The following is a 24870-nucleotide window of genomic DNA, read 5'->3' on the forward strand; positions in this document are numbered from 1 at the left end:
TCACACCATTCAATACCCATTTGGAGTTACTCTCATGGCTTTAACAAACGAAGAAATCCTAAACGCAGTTGCTGAAAAAACTGTTCTTGAACTTGTAGAACTTATTTCTGCTTTCGAAGAGAAATTCAATGTATCTGCTGCTGCAGTTGCTGTAGCTGCAGGTCCTGCTGCTGCTGCTGCTGAAGAGCAATCAGAATTCAATGTTGAATTGACTTCTTTCGGCGCGAACAAAGTTGCTGTAATTAAAGCAGTTCGTGAAGTTACTGGTCTTGGCTTAAAAGAAGCTAAAGACATGGTTGAAAGCGCTCCAGCTATCCTTAAAGAAGGCGTTTCTAAAGAAGATGCTGCTGAACTTAAAGCTAAGCTTGAGACTACTGGTGCTACAATTACTGTTAAGTAATGGTGCCAGGGGTCAATTTAAAAATTGACCCCTAAATTTGGCTGATGGCTCTTGGGTCATCAGCCTTTTTGCGTTACAATAATCGGCTCGATTTTTGTTTGATTGATGTAAAAACCATCAATTATTATAATAAGTCAATAAAATCAAATGCTTACCAATATTTATCATATTTGAAAATATTGCTAAGCGTTTTAATACCACTAAAAATTGCAGCATTTGTAAACAGTGGTGGCCATATCGGCCTGTGTAATTCCTTCTAGGCTCGTTCTGCAGGCGGGCTTAGTTTACTTTCCGAGGACTCCAGATGGCATACTCATATACCGAAAAGAAACGGATCCGTAAGAATTTTGGTAAATTGCCTAGCGTCATGGATGCTCCGTACTTGCTTTCGATTCAAGTCGATTCGTACAGAACATTCCTACAAGATGGCAAAACTCCAAAAAACCGCGAAGATATCGGTCTGCAAGCCGCATTTCGTTCAGTTTTTCCTATTGAAAGTTATTCTGGCAATGCTGCTTTAGAATTTGTTGAGTATAGTCTTGGTAAGCCTGAGTTTGATGTGCGTGAATGTATTTTACGTGGTTCGACTTATGCAGCGCCAATGCGTGTAAAGATTCGTTTGATCATTAAAGATCGCGAAACCAAATCAATTAAAGACGTACGTGAACAAGAAGTGTACATGGGCGAAATGCCGCTCATGACCGAAAATGGTACCTTTGTCATCAATGGTACTGAGCGTGTAATTGTATCTCAATTACACCGTTCACCTGGCGTATTCTTTGACCACGATAAGGGTAAAACTCACTCGAGCGGTAAAGTTCTTTATTCAGCGCGTATCATTCCTTACCGTGGTTCATGGTTAGACTTTGAATTCGATGCAAAAGATCTAGTCTTTGTACGTATTGACCGTCGTCGTAAGTTACTCGCGACTGTTGTACTTCGTGCATTAGGTTATAGCAACGAACAAGTCCTAGACATGTTCTATGAAAAAGTCCCTGTCTATCTTGACATGGGTAGCTACCAAATTGACCTTGTGCCTGAACGCCTGCGCGGTGAAATGGCTCAATTCGACATTCTTGATGCTGACGGCAAAGCGATTGTTGAACAAGGTAAACGTATTAATGCACGTCATGTACGTCAAATGGAAGCATCCGGCTTAACCAAGCTTTCTGTTCCTGATGAGTACTTGTACGAACGTATTACTGCTGAAGACATCCCATTGAAAGAAGGTGACGTGATTGCTGCCAACACAGTATTGAGCCATGAGATCATGGTGAAGATTGCAGAAGGCGGTGTTAAGCAGTTCAATATTCTATTTACCAACGATATCGATCGTGGTTCTTTCGTTGCGGACTCTTTGCGTGCAGATACTACTTCTGGTCGTGAAGAAGCACTTGTAGAAATCTATAAAGTGATGCGTCCAGGTGAGCCACCAACAAAAGAAGCTGCTGAAAACTTATTCAACAACTTGTTCTTCTCATCAGAACGTTATGACCTGTCTCCAGTGGGCCGTATGAAGTTCAACCGTCGTTTGGGTCGTCCTTACGAAGTGGGTACTGATCAGAAGTCTCGTGAAGTTGAAGGCATTCTCTCGAACGAAGATATCACTGATGTACTAAAAACATTAGTTGAAATCCGTAACGGTAAAGGTGAAGTCGACGATATCGATCACTTGGGTAACCGTCGTGTTCGTTCTGTTGGTGAAATGACAGAAAACCAGTTCCGTGTTGGTTTGGTTCGTGTAGAACGCGCTGTTAAAGAGCGTTTATCTCAGGCTGAAACAGATAACTTGTCTCCGCAAGATTTGATCAATGCGAAACCAGTTGCTGCTGCAATCAAAGAATTCTTTGGTTCAAGTCAGTTGTCTCAGTTCATGGATCAAAATAATCCATTGTCTGAAATCACGCATAAACGTCGTGTATCGGCACTTGGACCCGGCGGTTTGACGCGTGAACGTGCCGGCTTTGAAGTACGTGACGTACATCAAACTCACTACGGTCGTGTATGTCCAATTGAGACGCCTGAGGGACCAAACATTGGTTTGATCAACTCACTTTCTGTTTATGCAAAATGTAATAACTTCGGTTTCTTGGAAACACCATACCGCAAAGTTGTTGATGGTCGCGTAACAGATGATGTTGAGTATTTATCTGCCATTGAAGAAGTAGGTACTGTGATTGCACAGGCCGATTCTGGCGTAGATAAAGACGGAAAATTAACAGAAGACTTCGTATCGGTTCGTCATCAAGGTGACTTCGTACGTATGCCTCCTGAAAAAGTAACGCACATGGACGTGTCTGCTCAGCAGGTTGTATCTGTTGCGGCATCACTTATTCCATTCCTTGAACACGATGACGCCAACCGTGCGTTGATGGGTTCAAACATGCAACGTCAGGCAGTTCCTACGTTAATCGCTGATAAACCACTTGTTGGTACAGGTATGGAAGCGAACGTAGCACATGACTCTGGTGTATGTGTGATCGCGAAACGTGGTGGTCGTATTGAGTTTGTTGACGCTTCTCGTGTGGTTATTCGTGTAAACGAAGACGAGATGATTGCGGGCGAAGCGGGTGTAGATATCTACAACCTGATCAAATACACACGTTCGAACCAAAACACTTGTATTAACCAAAAAGTTCTTGTGAACATTGGTGATAAAGTGGGTCGTGGCGATGTATTGGCTGATGGCCCATCAACTGATGGTGGTGAACTTGCGCTTGGTCAAAACATGCGTGTCGCGTTCATGACCTGGAACGGCTACAACTACGAAGACTCGATCTTGTTATCTGAACGTGTTCTTCAAGAAGACCGTTTAACTTCGATTCATATTCAAGAATTGTCATGTGTTGCTCGTGATACCAAGTTAGGTGCAGAAGAAATTACTGCCGATATTCCTAACGTAGGTGAAGCTGCACTGTCTAAACTGGATGAATCAGGTATCGTTTATATCGGTGCTGAAGTCACTGCTGGCGACATTTTGGTGGGTAAAGTTACACCGAAAGGCGAAACCCAGTTAACACCGGAAGAAAAATTGCTTCGTGCAATCTTCGGTGAGAAAGCAGCTGACGTTAAAGATTCATCATTACGCGTATCTTCAGGCGTTAAAGGTACAGTCATTGACGTTCAAGTGTTTACACGTGACGGTCTTGAAAAAGACGAACGTGCTCAAGCCATTGAAAAAGCCCAATTGGATGCTTACCGTAAAGACTTGAAAGAAGAGTTCAAGATCTTCGAAGAAGCAGCACGCGAACGTATTATTCGCCTGTTGAAAGGTCAAGAATCGAATGGTGGCGGCACAACTAAACGCGGTGACAAACTGACTGAAGATTTGTTATCTGGTTTAGAGCTTGTTGATCTACTTGAAATTCAACCTGTTGATGAAGGCATTGCTGAACGCCTAACTCAAATTCAAGTGTTCTTGAAAGAGAAAGGTATTGAGATTGACGAGAAATTTGCAGAGAAAAAACGCAAACTTTCTACAGGTGATGAACTGACAACTGGCGTATTGAAAGTTGTTAAAGTTTACTTGGCTGTAAAACGTCGCATCCAACCGGGTGATAAAATGGCGGGTCGTCATGGTAACAAGGGTGTTGTATCTAACATCCTGCCAGTAGAAGACATGCCGCATGATGCCAACGGTGTACCGGTTGATATAGTGTTGAACCCACTGGGTGTACCTTCACGTATGAACGTGGGGCAGATTCTTGAAACTCACTTGGGTATGGCGGCAAAAGGTCTTGGCGATAAAATCGACAAGATGCTGCAAGAACAGCGTACTATTGCTGAACTGCGTATCTTCTTAGACAAGATTTATAACAAAGTCGGTGGCGAGCAAGAAGATCTTGATAGCCTGACTGATGATGAAATCCTGGCGCTTTCTAAAAACTTGCGTAAAGGTATTCCTCTTGCAACTCCTGTATTTGATGGGGCTGATGAAAGCCAAATCAAAGAGTTGCTTGAACTTGCAGACATTCCACGTTCTGGTCAAACCGTATTGTTTGACGGACGTACAGGTGAACGTTTTGACCGTCCAGTAACTGTAGGTTACATGTACATGTTGAAACTGAATCACTTGGTTGATGACAAAATGCATGCGCGTTCTACAGGTTCTTACTCACTTGTGACTCAACAACCATTGGGCGGTAAAGCTCAATTCGGTGGTCAGCGTTTTGGTGAGATGGAAGTCTGGGCGCTTGAAGCATATGGCGCAGCTTATACGCTTCAAGAAATGCTTACTGTTAAGTCGGATGACGTTGAAGGCCGTACTCGCATCTACAAGAACATTGTAGATGGTAACCATTATATGGATCCGGGCATGCCTGAATCGTTCAACGTATTGACCAAAGAGATCCGTTCTTTAGGTATCAACATTGAACTGAAAAATGGTGACTAAGTAACCATTCAATCCCCCCGACCCCCTTTGTGAAAGGGGGGGATTTGCTCCTCTTTATCTAAGGGGAGTTTCTCCCTGAGAAGCGTCGCTTCCTAAGAGAGAAGCGAAGGGGATTAATCAGTTAAAAAACAATATTTGTGACCCAGTCGGGGAGGAGAAAAACTCCTCGACACACGGAGAAAAAAATTGAAAGACTTGCTCGATATCATGCGCAAAAAGACGGATTCAGACGGTCATGCTCCAGTAGAGTTTGATCGCATCCGTATTGGTCTTGCGTCACCAGAAATGATTAAGTCGTGGTCTCACGGTGAAGTTAAAAAACCTGAGACAATTAACTACCGTACGTTCAAGCCAGAACGTGACGGTTTATTCTGTGCCAAAATCTTTGGTCCAGTAAAAGATTACGAATGCTTGTGTGGTAAATACAAGCGTATGAAATACAAAGGCGTCATTTGTGAAAAATGTGGCGTTGAAGTAACGACTGCTAAAGTACGTCGTGAGCGTATGGGTCATATTGACCTGGCGTCACCAGTTGCGCACATCTGGTTCTTGAAATCATTACCATCCCGTATCGGTCTTCTTTTAGACATGACTTTACGTGATATCGAACGTGTATTGTATTTCGAATCTTATGTTGTAACAGATCCGGGTATGACTCCAATGGAGAAATACCAACTTCTTAACGATGAAGAATACTTCACAGCATTAGAAGAACACGGTGATGAATTCAGCGCTAAAATGGGTGCAGAAGCGATTCAGGATTTGTTGAAAGACATCGATCTTGAAGCTGAAATTGCGCGTCTTCGTGAAGAAATTCCACAAACAACTTCAGAAACGAAGCTTAAGAAAGCTTCTAAACGTTTGAAGTTGATGGAAGCGTTCAACGATTCGAACAACAAGCCTGAATGGATGGTGTTGACTGTACTTCCAGTACTTCCACCGGATCTTCGTCCGTTAGTTCCGCTTGAAGGTGGTCGTTTCGCGACTTCTGACTTGAATGACCTTTACCGTCGTGTGATCAACCGTAACAACCGTTTGAAACGTCTGCTTGACCTTTCAGCTCCAGACATCATCGTACGTAACGAAAAACGTATGTTGCAAGAGTCTGTAGATGCATTGCTTGATAACGGTCGTCGTGGTCGCGCAATCACCGGTTCAAACAAACGTCCTCTTAAATCTTTGGCAGACATGATCAAAGGTAAACAAGGTCGTTTCCGTCAAAACTTATTGGGTAAACGTGTCGACTATTCAGGTCGTTCGGTGATTACAGTAGGTCCGACTTTACGTTTGCACCAATGTGGTCTTCCTAAGAAAATGGCACTTGAATTATTCAAACCATTTATCTTTGCGAAACTCCAAGCCTCTGGTCAAGCAACAACCATTAAAGCTGCGAAAAAAATGGTTGAACGCGAAACGCCTGAAGTTTGGGACGTTCTTGCTCACGTGATTCGTCAACATCCAGTGATGTTGAACCGTGCGCCAACCCTTCACCGTTTGGGTCTTCAAGCATTTGAACCGACCCTGATTGAAGGTAAGGCAATTCGTCTTCACCCACTCGTATGTGCTGCGTTCAACGCCGACTTCGATGGTGACCAAATGGCGGTACACGTTCCATTAACAATCGAAGCTCAATTAGAAGCTCGTGCGTTAATGATGTCGACTAACAACATCTTGTCTCCAGCGAACGGTGAACCAATCATCGTACCGTCTCAGGACGTTGTCTTGGGCTTGTATTACATCACGCGTGATGCAATCAATGCCAAAGGTGAAGGCATGGTGTTTGCGGATACTGATGAAGTAAACCGCGCATTGGCTACCGGTCAAGTGAACTTGCACGCTCGCGTAAAAGCACGTGTACACCAGACTGTTATTGATGAAGATGGTAACCGCGAACAGCAAACCATTATTGTTGATACGACTCCTGGTCGTTGCTTGCTTTGGGAAGTTGTGCCTGAAGGTATGGACTTCCAGCAAATTAACGTTGAGATGACGAAAAAGAACATCTCAAAATTAATTAACTCTTGCTACCGTAAATTGGGTCTTAAAGATACCGTTATCTTTGCTGACCAGTTAATGTACTTGGGCTTCCGTCAAGCGACTCGCTCTGGTGTATCTGTTGGTATGGAAGATATGCTTATTCCGCCAACCAAGTATACGATTATTGAAAAAGCAGAAACTGAAGTTCGTGAAATTGAACAACAGTTTGAACAAGGTTTCGTAACTGCCGGTGAACGTTATAACAAAGTTGTCGATATTTGGGCGCGTACCAACGACCAAGTAGCGAAAGCGATGATGGACAACTTGTCTTATACCACTGTTAAAAACAAACAGGGTGAAGACGAGAAACAAAAATCATTCAACAGTATCTACATGATGTCTGACTCTGGTGCCCGTGGTTCGGCAGCTCAGATTCGTCAGCTTGCAGGTATGCGTGGTTTGATGGCGAAACCGGATGGTTCGATCATTGAGACCCCGATTAAAGCAAACTTCCGTGAAGGTTTGACAGTACTTCAGTACTTCATTTCAACACACGGTGCGCGTAAAGGTTTGGCCGATACAGCACTTAAAACTGCGAACTCTGGTTACTTGACTCGTCGTTTAGTAGACGTAGCGCAGGATTTGGTTATTACTGAACCTGATTGCGGTACTTTAAGCGGTCTTGTGATGACTCCATTCATTCAGGGTGGCGATGTCATCGAGAACCTTGGTGCTCGAGTATTGGGTCGTGTAGTTGCTGAAGATGTGAAACGTGCTGGTTCTGACGACGTTATTCTTCCACGTAATACGTTGATTGACGAAAAACTTGCTACCTTCATTGAAGAAGCGGGTGTCGACGAAGTTAAAGTACGTTCAGTGGTTTCTTGTGAATCTACGTTCGGTGTATGTGCGAAATGTTATGGTCGTGATCTTGCACGTGGTCATCAGGTAAACCCTGGTGAGTCTGTAGGTGTTATGGCTGCACAATCAATTGGTGAACCGGGTACCCAGTTAACCATGCGTACATTCCACGTGGGTGGTGCTGCAAGCCGAACTTCTGCTGCAAACAGTGTTCAAGTACGTAATAAAGGTACTGTACGTTTCCACAATGTGAAAACTGTACAACATGCCAAAGGTCACTTGGTATCGACTTCCCGTTCAGGTGAAATCGGTATTGCGGATGACTTGGGTCGTGAACGTGAACGCTACAAAATTCCATACGGTGCTTCGATCATTCTGAAAGATGGCGAAGAAGTGGCAGCGGGCGGTATTGTTGCAACTTGGGATCCGCATACGCATCCACTTGTTACCGAAGTTGCAGGTAAAGTACGTTTCAGCCAAATTGCTGATGGCGTAACTGTGACATCGAAAACTGATGATGCAACAGGTATGACCACAATCGAAATCTTGCCAGTGACTTCGCGTCCTGCATCAGGTAAAGATTTGCGTCCTGCAGTTGTACTGGATACAGTTGAAGGCGGCGAACAGTTCTACTTCTTGCCACAAAACACGATTCTTTCTGTCCGTGATGGCGAAACGATTGGTGTGGGTGACGTTATTGGTCGTGTACCACAAGAAACTTCACGTACTCGTGATATTACCGGTGGTCTTCCGCGTGTAGCTGACTTGTTCGAAGCACGTAAACCGAAAGAGCATGCAATCCTGGCTGAAATTTCAGGTGTTGTAAGCTTCGGTAAAGAGACTAAAGGTAAAAACCGTTTAGTGATTACGCCGGACGATGGCTCTGAAATTTACGAAGAGTTGATTCCGAAATGGCGTACCATTAACGTGTACGAAGGTGAACATGTAAACCGCGGTGAAACAGTTTCTGACGGTCCACAAAACCCGCATGACATTTTACGTCTAAAAGGTGAAGTCGCGTTGACTAACTACATCGTGAACGAAGTTCAGGATGTATACCGTCTGCAAGGTGTAAAAATCAACGACAAGCACATCGAAGTTATTGTGCGTCAAATGTTGCGTAAAGTTGAAATCACTGATGGTGGCGATACCAGCTTCATTAAAGGTGAACAAGTGGATTACATCCGCATGGTTGCTGAAAACCAAGCTGTACTTGCTCAGAACAAGTTCCCTGCGAAGTATGAACGTCAATTGATGGGTATTACCAAAGCCTCGCTTTCTACTGACTCGTTCATCTCTGCTGCATCGTTCCAGGAAACAACTCGTGTGTTAACTGAAGCGGCTGTAACAGGTAAAGAAGATGATTTACGCGGTCTGAAAGAGAACGTAGTTGTGGGTCGTTTGATTCCTGCAGGTACTGGTCTTGCTTACCATTTAGAACGTCGTCGCCAAGAAGCTGAAGCTGCAGAGCATGAGCTTGTAAATGACTTCTCTGATGTAGACCAAGCATTAAGCCAAGCATTTAACCAAGAGTTTTAATTCTTAAGTTAAGTGAGTGAAAAAGGCGCCTTCGGGCGTCTTTTTTTATGCCTTTTGTTATCCTTTAAGTAAATGCCTTTAATAAAAATCACATTCTTTTTATAGTAATAAAATAAAGTTTAAATTTATGACTTATTGTAATTAAAAGTATTAATAAGATATTAAAGGATAATTTAAAATGAAATATCTACAAAAAGCCTTAAGTATAGCTATCCTTACCACATGTGCTGGTAGCAGTTTTGCTGCGCCCATGCCACCTACCATTGTGGTACAAGATAAAGCGGTAGTGCCGGTATTAAAGACCGAAGTGATTCGTAAGGTCAAAGGACAACCACCGGTTCGAAGCGTGGATGCCACGATTTTTGAAGTGACAAATAAGGGTAAAGATATTCTTGCACGTGAAGTTTATTTAGAAGATAACCAAACCCAATTTTCGGAGAAAAAACTTGCCGTTCCAGTGCTTAAAAAAGGAGGCATAATTATTTCCACTTCTAAAATTGAAGTGTCTAGCCAAGTAAAGCAAGCCGGAGAAACCGTTGCTGAAACTAAAAAAATTGATGCTGAAGGAGTGGAGTTTAAGCCAGGCCAAGATCCAGTGAAAAGAACATTAAAGTTAGATCAGAATAAGAATGTAAAAAACAACCTTCAAACCTCACATGCAGTTTTAACTGAAAATGGAGAAAGGACTAAAGATATTGTGATACTCAGTGAAGATGAATAAACCCAAATAAAGAACTCAAAAATGTTTCAGGTTTTTTTACAAAATGCTGCATTTTAGCTGTAATAGATAACATTTTAGGATCATTGCTTTCATAAAATAGGCATAAGCTAAAAGAATGAAAAAAGGAGAGAAATCCCATGAAAAAGTTAATGAGTGTAATGGCAATGGCAACCCTGTCAACTTTCATGCTGGTGGGTTGTGATTCGATGTCTCCAAGGGAACAACGCATTGGCGCAGCAGCACTGGGTGGTGCAGTGGGTGGCGGTGTAGGTAATAAAGTCGGCGGTGGCGTAGGTGCAGCAGTCGGTGGTGGTGCAGGTGCAGCAGTGGGGAGTAAAACCCAAGGCGGTTCTAACCGTAATGCCACTTATAGTGGGGTAGGCGGTGCCATTGGTTCTGCAGTCGGTAAGGGTGTATTTGGTGGTAATGCCGGTGCTGCCATTGGTGGTGCGATTGGTGGGGGTGCCGGAGCTGCCATCGAACAGAAAAAACGTTAATTCAACATGTCAGTTAAAATAAAAGCGCTTAATTAGTAAGCGCTTTTTTATTATCGGATAATAGGTTTGGGCTCTTTTCTACGGATATAGACAGCTTCTCCAACTTCTGCAATACGGATACCGCCTCATCAAAAATATGGACCATATATTTGCGATGTATAACAGCTTAAATATAAATTAGCTCTCTAAGACCATACTATTTCAGCGCCATCTTGGCAAATATCAGTAGATACGGTGCTGCTGCGATCAGGACATAGAAAATCAATATGAGCCGGTTTATTCAAGACGATATATTGGGATCCGAGATGATGTATCAGTAAAAGTATAAAAACGGATCGACCATGCAGTACACGCTTCCTTCAAAATCTACCTCAACCACATTTTGATTTTTACGCGTCAAAAGCATTTCCACAGGAATGTGATCATTTGCCACACTCATTTTTTTTCAATTTAATACCTGTGTCACGCTAAAGTGCATAGGGATTGATCATGGGTCTAAAGGTTGCAGATATTGTCTGTAGTTTTTTTAAAAGGCGCATATGGGTCAATTGTTTTTATAGCTACCCAGACCATACTAGAGTAGAACTAAAATTGGGGCATTGATCAGGTTGCCCAATCGTCAAGATAAATAGTCAATAAAAAATGAGAAAGGATTATGCAAGCGAAAACTCAATGGATAGCGACCCAAGATCAACAGCGTCTTTATGTAAAAACGTGGGGGAGCGATGAAAACCCGGCTTTAGTATTGGTTCATGGTTATCCTGATAATCAAGAAGTGTGGGAGCCGATTATTCAGGAACTGATTCAAGATTTTTATATTGTTACTTATGATGTGCGCGGAGCAGGTCAGTCTTCCATTCCAGCACGTATTCGTGACTATCGTTTAGAGCAGTTGTCTTTAGATTTGGAAACTGTAGTCAATGCTGTATTAAAAGATCGACCTTTTCATTTGGCAGCGCATGACTGGGGTTCTATCCAGTCTTGGGAGTCGGTCACCGAAGCTAAATTTAGAGCTCGAATTTTGTCTTATAGTACGATTTCAGGCCCATGTTTAGACCATGCTGCATTTTGGATGCGTAATCAATTTAAACAGCATAAGCCTAGGTTCTTTAAACAACTGACCAAGTCTTGGTATATTGCAGTATTTCAACTGCCATTACTGGCACCTACGGTATGGAATTTCTTCACTCCTGAAAAATGGGGTAAAATTCTGGAAAAGTTAGAGCACAAAAAAAACTTAGCTTTAAATCCTCATATTGCATCAGATGGAAAACATGGAATCGGGCTATATCGTGCCAATTTTTTGCCACGCTTAACTCAGCCACGTCAGCGTTTTGCAGTTTGTCCCGTCCAGGCGATTGTGCTGAAACGAGACAATTTTGTCAGTCCTGAACTGATTGATGAAATGCCGAAATGGGCTGAAAATTTTCAGCGTGTAGATATTGATGCCAATCATTGGGCAATATTAAGTCAACCCGAGTTGGTCGCAGATTATATTCGTAGCTTTGCATTGCAACAGATTTAAAACTATTTACTTGTATTTAATTATCTGAATTTAAATGGAAATTTACATGACGGATAAAAGCAAGCAATTTACAGTTTCAATGGGTTGGATCTGCTAAAATATCGGCTTTTCATCTTCCTCAAAATTTCCATGAATGCAGTAGTAATTGCGATTGCCGTGATGTTTATTCTCTCACTGGCACGAGTTTCTGTTGTTTTGACTTTGGTCATTTCAGCGATTATTGGTGGCTTGGTTGCAGGACTAAGTTTGTCAGATACCGTAGCTGCGTTTAATGCCGGTCTAGGCGATGGGGCAGAAGTTGCCCTCGCTTATGCGGTATTGGGTGCTTTTGCTTTAGCCTTGTCAAAATCGGGTTTACCTGATTTGTTAGCACATAAATTAATTGGCTTGTTGGGCGCAGAAGCGAGCCATCAAAGAGCCAAAAAAGTGAAATATTTACTTTTAAGTATTTTACTGATTGCCGCAATTTGCTCGCAAAATTTAATTCCTGTGCATATTGCCTTTATTCCGGTCTTGGTTCCTCCTTTATTAAAAGTGATGAATCACATGAATTTAGACCGTCGTGCAGCAGCTTGTGTAATGACTATGGGCTTAGTTGGAACCTATATTTTCCTTCCTGTAGGCTTCGGTGCCATTTTCCTTGACCAAATTTTGATGGGTAATATCAATAAAATTGGTGCTGCTTACGATTTGCATGTCGATCGCTGGATGATGCCTATGGGTATGGCGATTCCTGTGATTGGTATGCTTATTGGTACGCTTACTGCAGTATTTGTGAGCTATCGAAAACCGCGTCATTATATTGATCATGCGGTTGCACGTGTGACCACGATTGATTTAGACAGACCTATTCGTGCAGGTGAAATCAATTTAGCAGCCGATGCGAAAGAGTTACAACAGGAAGCTGAACAAGCCCCGGTGATTGCGAAAAAAACCATTTTTATGGCATTGCTCGCGATTGTTTTGACTTTGATTGCACAGTTGTATTCAGGTTCAATGATCTTGGGTGGATTGGTTGGTTTTGCGGTGCTGTCAGGTGCAGGAATCTTCAAATGGCAAGATGCCGATGATGTCTTTGTACAAGGCATGCGCATGATGGCATTGGTCGGCTTTATCATGATTTCAGCTGCCGGTTTTGCATCAGTCATGACCCATACCGGTGACATCAATAGTCTGGTCAATGGCGTGGTGCACCTGATTGGGGACAATAAAGCTTTGGCTGCATTCTTAATGCTATTTATTGGCTTGTTTGTGACCATCGGGATTGGTTCTTCTTTCTCTAGTGTGCCGGTTTTAGCGGTGATTTATGTACCTCTTTGCGTACAATTTGGCTTCTCGCCATTGGCGACCGTGGCTTTAATTGGTACTGCAGCTGCATTGGGTGATGCGGGTTCTCCAGCTTCGGATTCAACCTTGGGACCTACAGCAGGTTTGGGCGTAGACGGTCAACATGACCATATCTGGGATACGGTGGTTCCAACATTTATCCATTTTAATATTCCATTATTGGTATTTGGATGGATTGCTGCAATGGTTCTTTAATCTAAACTAATATTTTAATTTAGTTTGATTTTATTTTATGTATAATATTAATAGATGTATTTAAAATAAATGTTTTAAATAATTTAATATAATAAATCCGAGTAATAAACTCAGAATATAATAATAAACCTGATTAACTTGGTTGGTATTTAAAACCAACCAAGTTAGTCAATTTAAAATAAATATTTAATATTATCAATTGCTTAAAAATAAATTTAATTATTATTAATTAATCGCTGTTGCATATTAATTTGTCTCGTGTTTATTATTAATTAATGTTTGAAAATTATTGTTATTATTCTTCAACGGGGTATTTAAAATGTTAAAGCAAACTGCTTTTATTACATTATTGGGGATGTCTGTTTCAGCGATGGCCGGAGATTGGCAGGTGAAATTGGGTGCTTCTGCTTTGGCACCACAAAATGATGATAACGGTACTTTAAATGTACCTTTAGCTACAGGTGGTTCAGCTGCATTAAAATCTGAAATTAGTAATGAAATTAACTTTACTCCTTCTATAGAGTATTTCTTTAATAACTCGCCGATTTCTGTTGAATTACTTTTAGCTGCACCTTTTAAACATGATGTGGAACTAGAAGGTTTAGGGGAGGTGGCCAACTTTAAACATTTGCCTCCAACCCTTACTGCAAAATATAATTTTAAAAATTCTACCGGTTTTACACCCTATGTAGGTCTCGGTGCGACAGTGGTTATTCCTTGGGGTGAAAAATTATCTGCAGACGCTCAAGCGCTAACTGGTGCTGAAAAGTTAGAAGCAGAGGTCGCTTATGGTGTTGCCGGACAAGTCGGTTTTAACTTCCAACCTGCTGATGCAAAAAATTGGGGTGTTTTTGCGGACGTACGTTATGCAGCGGTAGAAACCGAATTGAATGCAAAAACTGTTGATGGCACTAAAGTTAAACTGGGTGATTTAGAAGTAAATCCTTGGGTTTATACACTCGGTTATAGCTACAAATTCTAAGATAAAAGTAAAAATCAGCGTCAATAAACCTCATCTTTATAGATGAGGTTTTTTAATGAAAAACTTACAATAAATCACATAGATTGAGCACATTGACACTGTTTAATGAGCAAAATTTTGTTTAAGTTGATGATAGAAAATAAGCTAAAAAGAGAAGAACAAATCATGAAATTATTCAACTGCTACAGTATGGTCTTTTTTAGCCTATTCAGTGGATCTGTTTATGCCGCGAGTTTCAATTGTGATCATGCCCGAACACAGACAGAGCAAGCTATTTGTGAGCATCGGGCTGTAAATGATGCCGATGTAAAAATGGCAACTACCTATAATATTATTAAGCGTCTGGTTCCTATGGGAACACGTGGCGTTATTCAGGATGAACAGGTGAAGTGGTTACAATTACGCGATCAATGTGGCAATTCTCGTAATTGTCTTATTGAAGTATATAAAATGCGTCAACAAAAACTGGATATGTATATGGATCGTGTTTATAGACAGGGTCCATTTTAAGAAAAATTTATTATTTACTATTGAAAATTTCTTAAGTCACTCCATTCATTAAGCATTCAATAAAAAGTGTTTGATGAATTTAAGGAGTGACTGATGAGCGAACAAAGTACACAAAAACATAGTTTTCAGGCAGAAGTAGCCCAACTTCTCCATTTGGTGACACATTCACTTTATTCAAATCCTGATATTTTCTTACGCGAACTGATTTCGAATGCGTCTGATGCCTGTGATAAGTTGCGTTTTGAAGGGATTAACCATCCTGAATATTATGAAAATGATCCGGAACTGCATGTTCGTGTCAGTCTAGATAAAGACAATAAAACCATCACCATTTCAGACAACGGTATTGGTTTAACTGAACAAGAAGCCATTGATAACTTAGGAACCATTGCCAAATCAGGCACCAAAGACTTTATGTCTAGACTGTCGGGTGACCAAAAAGCCGATGCGCAATTGATTGGTCAGTTTGGGGTCGGTTTCTATTCCGGTTTTATTGTGGCCGAAAAAATTACTGTTGAATCACGTCATGCTGCTGCCGATACTGCTGAAGGAGTACGCTGGATCAGTACCGGTACAGGTGATTTTGAAGTTGAACAAATCACCAAGGCTTCACGTGGAACAGATATCATTTTACATTTGCGTGACAATGCGCTTGAGTATTTAGAATCTTATAAAGTTAAGCAAATCATCAATAAATATTCTGACCACATCAGTTTGCCAATTGAAATGCAAAAAGAAATTTGGCAGCAAGAAGAAACGGTTGAAGGTGAAGAAGCTAAACCAGGTCAAATGGTCAAAACGGATGAATGGGAAGCGATTAACTCTGCCAGTGCCCTTTGGACTCGAAATAAGAATGAGATCACTGACGAGCAATATACAGAGTTTTATAAGAACTTAAGCCATGACTTTGAAGCACCTTTGGCGTGGGCGCACAATAGAGTTGAAGGTAGCACTGAATATACGCAGTTACTTTATATACCGAGTAAAGCAGCAAACAATATTTTCACCCGTGAAGCCAAAGCAGGTATTAAACTGTATGTAAAACGCGTTTTCATTATGGATGAAGCGGATAACCTGATTCCAAATTATTTGCGTTTTGTTCAGGGGGTCGTGGACAGTGCTGATCTTCCGCTGAATGTTAGCCGTGAACTGCTACAAGAAAGCCGTGATGTGAAAACCATTCGTGAAGGTAATACTCGCCGTATCTTGACTATGCTAGATAGTTTGGCGAAGTCGGAAGATGAAAAAGATCAGGAGAAATTCAAACAATTCTATGCTGAATTTGGTTCAGTGATTAAAGAAGGTTTGGGTGAAGATTTTGGTAACCGTGAACGTATTTTAAAACTATTACGCTTCTCGACCTCAACCAATGATGAGATTTCAACTTCATTGGCAGATTATAAAGCTCGCATGAAGGATGGCCAGAAAGCGATTTATTATGTCACTGCGGACAGTTTAACTGCTGCGAAAAACTCGCCACAATTGGAACTGTTCAAGAAAAAAGGCATCGAAGTGCTATTGATGGCGGATCGTGTCGATGAATGGGCGATGGAATTCGTCAATGAATTTGATGGTACGCCTATGCAAAATGTATCTAAGGGTGCAGTGGACTTGGGCGACTTGCAAGATGCTGAGGAGAAGAAGGCGTTAGAAGCTGCTGCTGAACAGTTTAAACCTGTTATAGATAAACTTTCAGACTCACTCAAAGCCAAAACCAAAGAAGTCCGTGTAACTACGCGTTTGGTTGATTCTCCTGCATGTTTGGTGACGGGTGAAGGAGAGCTTTCTCCGCAATTGATTCGTATGTTGAAACAGGCAGGCCAGACTATTCCGGAAAGCAAACCGATTCTGGAAATTAATCCTGAACATCCTTTAGTAAAAAAACTGGAGGAATCGAACCAGTTTGATGATTTGGCCAATGTGATCTTTGATCAGGCCGTAATTGCAGAAGGGGGATTGCCTGATGACCCAGCTGAATATGTAAAACGTATTAATAGTTTATTGTTGAAATAAGTCTATTCTAGACAATAAAAAACCTCCTTAGGGAGGTTTTTTTATTGAAAATTATCTGAAGAGTAAGTAAATAAACCTGCTTAAGCCTAATTAAAACAATGCTTCTAAACGCACCGATGCACCAATGAAATGACTGCGATCATCTCGATGATTATTAAGATAGTTTAAATTACCTTGCACATAGAACCATTCACGCCATAAGGGTTGTCGCCATGAAACGAAGGGCCCCCAGCTATTTAAACGCAAGTCATTATTGTTTAAAAAACCGCCGGTATAGATACCATAACTAAAGGTATTTTCATGAAAAAACTGATGCTGTCTAAACAGGTTGTTATCCCAGGTCAGGTCATCATCTTGATCATCGGCATAGGTAAGATTGAGCTGATTGGAAAGAATGGCTTGATTTGGACGGGCATGGGTAAGCTCAAGGTTTGTTCTTAAATAATTTTTGCTATCAATACCATAGCGATAAATTTGCTCAGCATGAAAGGTGAAATCATTTTCCAGTTGCCAATCTTTCGAGGCTTTTAGCCGCAAATAAACATCATCTCCTGAACGAAGACCTAAATCTACATCAGTTTCAAAAGGCAGGCGCTTGGAAAAATCTGACCAGCGAAATGCAAAAGAACTGTTATTTTCACGGGTACGTTGCCGATCTAAGGTTTTATCGGTGCTATTACCTGGATTTTCATTGGTAATGGCCACATTATTATCCAGTTCATTGTCTAGGGAGTCATCACCAAAAACTAAGCTGAGTTTGCGCTCTAAAGTGGGAAGTTTAATTTTGCCTCGAATACGCGGTTTAATTTCATAACCATCATGTTTATTCCAGCTGTTGTCCACGATCACACGTAAGGTCGCAGATGCGGGTTTTTCTGGATCTGTTTCGCCAAACCAATTATCAATTTTATGCGAAGTATGATCTGCCCAGTCGCGAACTTTAAGCTGGTTGCGGTCTAACCAAGTTCGATCGGCAGTTTGTAAGGTGGGAGGAACAATAGGCTCATTTGACTGCTGTGGCAAAAATGTTGGCAGCGCATCAACCCAACTTGGAATTTGATACAGCAAACTATGATCTTCATCCTGAGTCGAAATTGAACTCGTGGGTAAGTCAGTACTTTTTTCTGAGTTCTCCGATCCATTTGAAGCACTCATGATCCCAGATAACAGTATAAATAACAGGGATTTTGATAAAATTATTTTCTTTTGGGGCATATCCTTGCTCTTAGATTCTGGTTATTCGATAGTCTTGTAAAAATTGCGATAAAAAAGCAAGCTTTGGCTACAAAAAAATAAAACTTAATCCGAAATATGTTTTTGAATTGCCTCATATAATTGATAACAGTCGATTGGAGATTTCATTTGGTTAATAATATTCTGAATCAATTGCCAGCTTACACCGTGGTGACGTTCTAATAAAAAATAAGGATAAGCAGATTCAGTTTGTGACAGATTTAAACGGTTTTGCCCATGAATCACCCGAATTTTTTGCCGCTCTTTTAGTAGGAGTAGCGGTGTCTTAAAGTCAGCAGGACTTTCCTCAAATTGAATAAATTTTTGTGTTTGGAAAAGTTGTGCAGGAATAAACGGAAGATAGTTTTCATTTTTCCAAATTAAAGCTGCTTTTTGTGCATAGCTATAAAATAGCGCATCGAAACCGGTAAAGGTTTCTGCAAGGTCTTCCCAGGAAATTTCTTTAATCGCAGCGATACGGTGTTGGTATGGTTCAGTAAATCTATGCATTACATGAACCGTTTGGATTTGATTTTCAACGCCGAACAACACTAAATATTTCCTAAAACAATTCTGCGAATCGATTTGTTCAGCCAGATAAATCGGACGTTCTTGCCAGTTTTCTAAATCTGAAGCATGGATGAGTAAATCAACATATTGAGAAATTTCTGGAAGACTTGGGACTTCTAAACCATATACCGCTTCTGCAGCAATTTTTTCATGAAGCGGTTGAAGATGCGCAATATACGAGGCTAGTTCTACTGTTTGGGGAAAATCCTTACTGATTGATTTTTGATTTGTTATTGCAGGAATTGCCTGTGGATTATCCTCTGATATAGGGGGCAGTTCATTAATACCTTGCGTATTCGTTTGCTGCACTTCTGAAGCGATGCGGTTTACATGGTCGGAAGCAGGAATGATATCAACTTTGGGTTCAAGCAAACTTGAATTATAGACCTGATTTTGTTGCTGTATTGCAGGTGTATCCGGACTCAAATTTGTTTCGGGTTTGGCTGAAGTAAGGGTAATGGGTTGTTCTAACATGCCCGGTTTTTGTTTTAACTTATCGTCAGTTTTCAGGCAGCTATAGCGTTGTTGCTGTTCTAGCATCCACCGATAAATATCATCTAGACTCCCCCAAACACTTGTCAATGCGCTGCGGTTTGAGGCTGGAATTAACCACATTTGCCAACCTTGTGCAGGACGGTACAAAATGGCCCAACCTGATTCAGCATTTTGGTAAAGTGCTTGTTGCAAATCATGATCTTGTTGAAAAAAACCACGATAAGAAAGTTTAAATAGCGTTTGATTCGCAAAATCTGTTGCGGCTTGCTCAGGTTGAGTTTGAGACTTAAATTTTAAAAGTTGTTTTTTAAAAATGGGTTCATCACATAAACGAAAAATTTCGATTAAACGCGATTTTGATTTTGCAATTTCAAAAAAAGATAAAGAACCATGTTCCAAATCATTTAGCAAATGATGTAATTCTTTAACCAGCAAAGCTTTTTCTAAGGCATTCATAAACCGATCTCTAGAGATATTTTTGTGCTTTTTCTAGATAACTTGCCAATACCATATTAATAGCAAGCTCAAGTAATTTATATTCTGCAGAGTTGGGTATTGGATAGCCTTCAGCGAGCACAATCAAACGATCAATGTTAATGGCTTGCGGAGGAATTTTACCTTGAATGAGCGCTTGAAGTTCATACATAAGAAAATGGTTTCACTCAATGAAGTTATTAAGTTAATACTTTGATTATATGGATTTAAAAAGAAAAAGCATTGAGAAATATTGTCATATTTTGAGCATTTATAGACATAAACAGCATAGAATGTAAATTTTAGATAAAAAATATTCAAATTTTTTACGGCTAAAGTCGCAAAATAGATCGTGAGTTATTGTTTTATTTTTCATCAAATTGAAAATAAATAGATTAATTGGTGCTCGAGATTTTGTATTAAGTATAAGTAGCATGAAAGAAAATAAAATTAATTTTTGACATAAAAAACAGACTGAGTTAGGTCAGTCTGTTTTTTATGGAATAAGCTAGCTCTTATGCTGGTTTTTTCACAGTCATTTTAGTCTGCTCTACGGCTTCAGAAGCAGGGGCTTTTTGTTCCGCATTTACAGTTTCAACTGCCTTTTTAGCAGGGAAATCTGGAACAAAAACAATTTGAGCAGATACATTTGCAGAAAAAGCCACAACAGCGATAGCCAAAACAGATTGAATAGCGTTCATCATTATTTCCTTTAGGTGAAAGGATGCCTAAAAAAATAGGCAAGGGAGATAAATAAAATATATTTCACGTAAAGGGTATCAAAAAGTGAGCAAGTTATGGAAGTACTTGAGGCAGGAAAAAAATGAACGGTGAGTTTAAATTATTATATAAATCATATATTTAGAGTTTTTGCTCTAAGACAGATTGTCTTTCCACAATCTGTCTTAAATGGTTTAAAAATATCAATTTTTATGACATTTGCTTTGGCATTTTTTCTCATAAACTTTACCAGAAATGCCGCCAATAATAGCGCCACTCACGGTACCGAATACAGGTAATATACTTCCCGCAACAGCACCAATCAAAGCACCCGTGACCGTAGGTGAAAAAGGCGATTTCATGCTTGAGCGCTGTCCAGACGTAGAATCTGCAGTTGAATCAACACTAGAATTTTGAGCTTCAGTATTCATATTTACCTCTTATAAAGTTGAATGATTGAGAACTTAAATGTTCCGCATATCAGACTAGCGAATTGTGCCTCTGGTTGTGTCAAAGCCTTGTATATATAAGTTGTGTTTTGTAAGAACTAAATCGCTGATATTGGTATTGTGTCTTACGTGTAAGTTTTTGCGGTGTAATGTTAAAACCCAAAATTTTGTTTAGAAAATATCCTATGATCTGGATTCACAAAAATAAAACTCGAGGTTGAAACGATGGCTATCGCAAAGGTTGTTGAAGTTAATTCAAGCAGTAATAAAAGTTTTGAAGATGCAATTCAGACCGGTATTGAGAAAGTGACCGAAACAATAAAAAATGTGCAGGGTGCATGGATTAATGAGCAAAAAGTAGTAATTAAGGACAATAAAATTACTGAGTATCGGGTAAATTTAAAAATTAGTTTCTTGGTCGATTAGCTTGATGCAGCTTGAAGTTAAAAAATCCCCTAAGCAGGGGATTTTTAATTAACAGAGATTGTAAATCACTGTCATCTAAGATGAGATAGAATTACTTTTCTGAAATATCACAGAGATCATCTTTGCAGACTGCTGCCTCATCGGTTTTGACTTCCACTTGAGGGGCTTCCAAAGCTTTTTCAAAGACTTGTAAAAACACTTCACGCGGTTGTGCGCCAGCCAATGCAATGCGTTGATCAAACACAAAAAACGGTACACCGGTGACTTTTAATTGATCACGTGCGACTTCTTCATCAAATTTAACGAAATCAGCATATTCTTCTGAGTTTAAAACATCTTCCACTTCAACTGGATTTAAGCCAATGCGTGCAGCAACGTCTTCAATTGTTTCACGTTCACCAATCGGTAAACCTTGAGTCATATAACTATAGAAAAAAGCTTCTTTGGCTTCTGAACCCAATCCTTTACTTTGAGCCAAGTGAATAATGCGATGCGCATTAAAGGTGTTACCTGAGTTGGCATTTTCCCAATTGAATTGAATTGCTTCCTCAGCTGCCATAGTGGCAATATTACGTTGCATTTCCTCAACCTCTGCAACTGTGCGTCCGTATTTCTGCGCGAGACGTTCAGAGTTTGAAACTTCCTGACGGATTGGCGCTTCCGGATCTAATTCATAACTATGCCAGTGAACTTCAAGTTCTAAACCTGCTTGTTCAGCAGCAGCTTCAAGACGTTTTTTACCAATATAACAAAATGGGCAAACCACATCTGACCAAATATCTACGCGCATGAGAAATCTCGAATCTTTTATTGCCTATATTGATGGGGGTGCAGATAAAAATTTAAAGCATGAAAATTGAATTAAAGTTGAATCGTGCCAGAAAAATGCGATCTGTTTGAGCGGAATAAATAAGCAGAATGCTTTTGAATCGGGTTATGCTATGAAAAAGTCAGTATAGGGGAGTTTCGCATGCCAAGGATTTTTCTCATCTTAGGATTGGCGACATGTACCATATTTGGTTGGCTGTTTTATCAGTATTCGGTACAACAAAATGACCTGAGTCAACTTAAGGATTACCAGACTGTATTGTATGAAAAAGCAGAACTCATTTATGAACAAGCGCAAGACTGGTCTGAACCGATTAATATCAATGTGTCAGATAATCGTTTACAGGGCGACTATAAAGTGATGGCTGACTTTGTGCTGAGTCAGATGATTCAAAATGCTGAAGCCAGGAATGAGTATTTACGAGCGCTTAAAGCAATTCATTGGGATGAATTTTTAAATATTGACCGCTTGGATCAAGACCGTAAACAAAAGTTTGTAGAGACTGAGCAGATGTTGAAACAGGCCCATCTTCTAGCCGCACAGTATCAACAACAAACCCAGCAACGTGAAGAGGATACTTTAACGCGAGCTAAGCATTTATCCATTAAAGCCAATCTGCGACATCAGTTAACGGATAGCCTGCGTGAAAGTCGAGACAGTGATAAAACCCATGCTTTATTTGCATTGGAGTTGCAAATATTAACTAAAGCCGATGCTTTGTTTGAAATTCTGAAAAATAATAAATGGGAGAAAAAGAACAAAACCTTTATGTTTTATGAAGATCAACCTTTAAAGCAATTTAATGCCTTGTATCAGGAGGTATTGCAGTTAAATGCAGAAATGGAAAAAATTAAAAAGCAAAATCGCCAAGCGGTGGAACAGCATTTATAGGGTTTGAACGTGCATTATCCTGAACAGATCAGGATTGAATTTAATTTTTTTATGTAAAAGAAATGACCGGCTTGGAATTCATTTTCTTAAAATTAAAAAAGCGTACCGAAGTACGCTTTTTTAATGTCATTCAATCTTTGTGATTAAGCAATTTTAGCTTCTGGCTGAGCCGCAAGCATATGGCCAGTTTCTTCAAAGTTAGAGTGCCATGAAAGCGCTTCACGAAGCAGGTGAGGAGTATGGCCACCTTTTGCACATGAACGGTCAAAGTAATCATTCAATGCATCACGATACATTGGATGCGCACAGTTGTCGATGATTGCACGAGCGCGTTCACGTGGTGCTAAACCACGTAAGTCGGCAAGACCCTGTTCAGTCACAAGAATATCAACATCATGCTCAGTATGGTCGATATGTGATGCCATTGGTACGATTGAAGAGATGTCACCACCTTTTGCAATCGACTTGGTCACAAAGATTGCCAAGTGAGCATTACGTGCGAAGTCACCTGAACCACCAATACCGTTCATCATTTTAGTACCGCAAACGTGAGTTGAGTTTACGTTACCGTAAATATCAAACTCGAGCGCAGTATTGATGCCGATAATTCCTAAACGACGAACCAATTCAGGGTGGTTAGAAATTTCTTGTGGACGAAGTACCAGTTTGTCTTTGTACGCTTCTAGATTGTTAAATACTTTTTCGCCATATTTAGCAGAAAGCGTAATTGATGAACCTGATGCAAATTTCATTTTACCGGCATCAATCAATTCGAAAGTACAGTCTTGCAGTACTTCAGAATACATCACTAAATCTTCAAAGTTTGAATCTTTAAGACCGGTCAATACTGCGTTGGCAATAGAACCAATCCCTGCTTGTAAGGGGCCTAAATCTTTCGGTAAACGACCTTCAGCAACTTCTTGTTCAAAGAAATTGATCAAATGGTTGGCAATACCTTGAGTTTCATCATCTGGAAGGGTCACAGTAGATGGAGAGTCATGATATTCATTGTTAATGACAATACCAACAATTTTAGCAGGATCGATGTTGATCGCATGTGTACCAATACGTTCATCTACTTGAGTCAAAGGAATTGCTTGACGTGTTGGACGATAAGTCGGGATATAAATATCGTGTAAGCCTTCAAAAGCAGGGCTTAAGTTCGTGTTAATTTCTACAATTACTTTTTCAGCAAAAATGGCAAAACTTGCAGAGTTACCTACAGATGTGGTTGGGATGATGCCGCCATCTTCAGTAATTGCAACTGCTTCAATAATTGCAATATCCGGTTTTTTAAGCTGAAGGTTACGCATTTGTTCAACGGTTTCAGACAAATGCTGATCGATGAACATCACTTCGCCTTGGTTGATGGCTTTACGTAAAGTGTTATCCACTTGGAAAGGTAAACGGCGAGCAAGAACACCCGCTTCAGTTAATTGTTTGTCTAAGTCGTTACCAAGACTCGCGCCAGTAATTAAAGTAATTTTCAAAGGATTACTGTGAGCTTGCTTTACAAGTGCCAAAGGAACAGCTTTCGCTTCACCTGCACGAGTAAATCCACTCATACCTACAGTCATACCATCTTGGATAAAAGTAGCAGCTTGTTCTGCATTCATGACTTTGTCATGAAGTGATGCTAAACGAATACGATCTAAAGACATGGTTTACGCTCAATTCTTGTTCAAAACTAGGTGGATTGTACCGCCCTAAAAAGGAATTGTGCATGCCTGTTAGGCTAAGGTCTAATTTTTTGAAAAAATGTGGGTATAACGATTTTTTATGGGTTTTAATGTATTGATTTTAAAGGCCTAAAAAATAACAGA

19 protein-coding genes are annotated in these 24870 nt (G+C 40.4%); 12 read left to right on the plus strand and 7 right to left on the minus strand.

What is annotated here, in order from left to right; translation table 11 throughout:
• The first annotated feature begins 34 nt into the window (after positions 1-34).
• From rplL to htpG, 10 genes are all read left to right on the plus strand, one after another.
• Complete coding sequence (gene rplL, locus AC3CAU_RS04350) at positions 35-400, plus strand: 50S ribosomal protein L7/L12 (RefSeq protein WP_131218266.1); 366 nt, start codon at positions 35-37, stop codon at positions 398-400.
• Positions 401-704: 304 nt separating this feature from the next.
• On the plus strand, positions 705-4793 hold the full coding sequence (rpoB, locus tag AC3CAU_RS04355; RefSeq protein WP_424621532.1) for a DNA-directed RNA polymerase subunit beta: 4089 nt from the start codon (positions 705-707) through the stop codon (positions 4791-4793).
• 186 nt (positions 4794-4979) lie between these two features.
• Positions 4980-9170, plus strand: coding sequence for a DNA-directed RNA polymerase subunit beta' (gene rpoC / locus AC3CAU_RS04360; RefSeq protein ID WP_131218262.1), 4191 nt, complete (start codon positions 4980-4982; stop codon positions 9168-9170).
• Between the two features lie 178 nt (positions 9171-9348).
• Positions 9349-9891, plus strand: a complete 543-nt coding sequence (locus AC3CAU_RS04365; RefSeq protein WP_424621534.1) for a hypothetical protein — start codon at positions 9349-9351, stop codon at positions 9889-9891.
• Between the two features lie 137 nt (positions 9892-10028).
• Positions 10029-10388 (plus strand): YMGG-like glycine zipper-containing protein, encoded by a 360-nt coding sequence (locus AC3CAU_RS04370; RefSeq protein WP_131218258.1) that lies wholly within the window; start codon positions 10029-10031, stop codon positions 10386-10388.
• Between the two features lie 655 nt (positions 10389-11043).
• Positions 11044-11913: an alpha/beta fold hydrolase gene (locus AC3CAU_RS04375; protein ID WP_447053735.1), complete on the plus strand. Its 870-nt coding sequence runs from the start codon at positions 11044-11046 to the stop codon at positions 11911-11913.
• 129 nt (positions 11914-12042) lie between these two features.
• On the plus strand, positions 12043-13455 hold the full coding sequence (locus AC3CAU_RS04380; protein WP_447053734.1) for a Na+/H+ antiporter family protein: 1413 nt from the start codon (positions 12043-12045) through the stop codon (positions 13453-13455).
• Positions 13456-13774: 319 nt separating this feature from the next.
• A complete protein-coding gene (locus tag AC3CAU_RS04385; RefSeq protein WP_424621540.1) occupies positions 13775-14437 on the plus strand; it encodes an OmpW/AlkL family protein in 663 nt (220 codons plus the stop codon).
• A 165-nt stretch (positions 14438-14602) separates the two neighbouring features.
• Positions 14603-14947 carry a lysozyme inhibitor LprI family protein gene (locus tag AC3CAU_RS04390; RefSeq protein WP_131218251.1) on the plus strand — a complete coding sequence of 115 codons (345 nt, stop codon included), beginning with the start codon at positions 14603-14605 and terminating at the stop codon, positions 14945-14947.
• Between the two features lie 93 nt (positions 14948-15040).
• The gene (gene htpG / locus AC3CAU_RS04395) at positions 15041-16960 is read left to right on the plus strand and encodes a molecular chaperone HtpG (protein ID WP_131218249.1); all 1920 of its coding nucleotides are present in this window, start codon (positions 15041-15043) and stop codon (positions 16958-16960) included.
• Between the two features lie 90 nt (positions 16961-17050).
• On the opposite strand, the gene AC3CAU_RS04400 is transcribed toward htpG, so the two are convergent.
• The 5 genes from AC3CAU_RS04400 to AC3CAU_RS04420 form a co-directional block, all read right to left on the minus strand.
• Positions 17051-18115, minus strand: coding sequence for a hypothetical protein (locus AC3CAU_RS04400; protein ID WP_447053732.1), 1065 nt, complete (start codon positions 18113-18115; stop codon positions 17051-17053).
• 144 nt (positions 18116-18259) lie between these two features.
• Positions 18260-19714, minus strand: coding sequence for a hypothetical protein (locus tag AC3CAU_RS04405; protein ID WP_447053731.1), 1455 nt, complete (start codon positions 19712-19714; stop codon positions 18260-18262).
• Between the two features lie 10 nt (positions 19715-19724).
• Positions 19725-19904, minus strand: a complete 180-nt coding sequence (locus tag AC3CAU_RS04410) for a hypothetical protein (RefSeq protein WP_131218243.1) — start codon at positions 19902-19904, stop codon at positions 19725-19727.
• 343 nt (positions 19905-20247) lie between these two features.
• Entirely contained in the window at positions 20248-20433 is a 186-nt protein-coding gene (locus AC3CAU_RS04415; protein ID WP_131218241.1) for a hypothetical protein, read from the minus strand.
• Between the two features lie 222 nt (positions 20434-20655).
• Positions 20656-20883, minus strand: coding sequence for a glycine zipper domain-containing protein (locus AC3CAU_RS04420; protein ID WP_131218239.1), 228 nt, complete (start codon positions 20881-20883; stop codon positions 20656-20658).
• Positions 20884-21126: 243 nt separating this feature from the next.
• Here AC3CAU_RS04420 and AC3CAU_RS04425 point away from each other — a divergent pair, with 243 nt between their 5' ends.
• Complete coding sequence (locus tag AC3CAU_RS04425) at positions 21127-21327, plus strand: dodecin family protein (RefSeq protein ID WP_067868960.1); 201 nt, start codon at positions 21127-21129, stop codon at positions 21325-21327.
• A gap of 91 nt (positions 21328-21418) precedes the next feature.
• Here AC3CAU_RS04425 and AC3CAU_RS04430 read toward each other — a convergent pair whose 3' ends face one another.
• Positions 21419-22117, minus strand: a complete 699-nt coding sequence (locus tag AC3CAU_RS04430; RefSeq protein ID WP_447053730.1) for a DsbA family oxidoreductase — start codon at positions 22115-22117, stop codon at positions 21419-21421.
• A 180-nt stretch (positions 22118-22297) separates the two neighbouring features.
• Here AC3CAU_RS04430 and AC3CAU_RS04435 point away from each other — a divergent pair, with 180 nt between their 5' ends.
• Complete coding sequence (locus AC3CAU_RS04435) at positions 22298-23047, plus strand: hypothetical protein (protein ID WP_447053729.1); 750 nt, start codon at positions 22298-22300, stop codon at positions 23045-23047.
• A 143-nt stretch (positions 23048-23190) separates the two neighbouring features.
• On the opposite strand, the gene scpC is transcribed toward AC3CAU_RS04435, so the two are convergent.
• Positions 23191-24708 carry a succinyl-CoA:acetate CoA-transferase ScpC gene (gene scpC, locus AC3CAU_RS04440; RefSeq protein ID WP_424621551.1) on the minus strand — a complete coding sequence of 506 codons (1518 nt, stop codon included), beginning with the start codon at positions 24706-24708 and terminating at the stop codon, positions 23191-23193.
• Positions 24709-24870 lie beyond the last annotated feature (162 nt).

Source organism: Acinetobacter sp. GG23 (assembly GCF_057766365.1).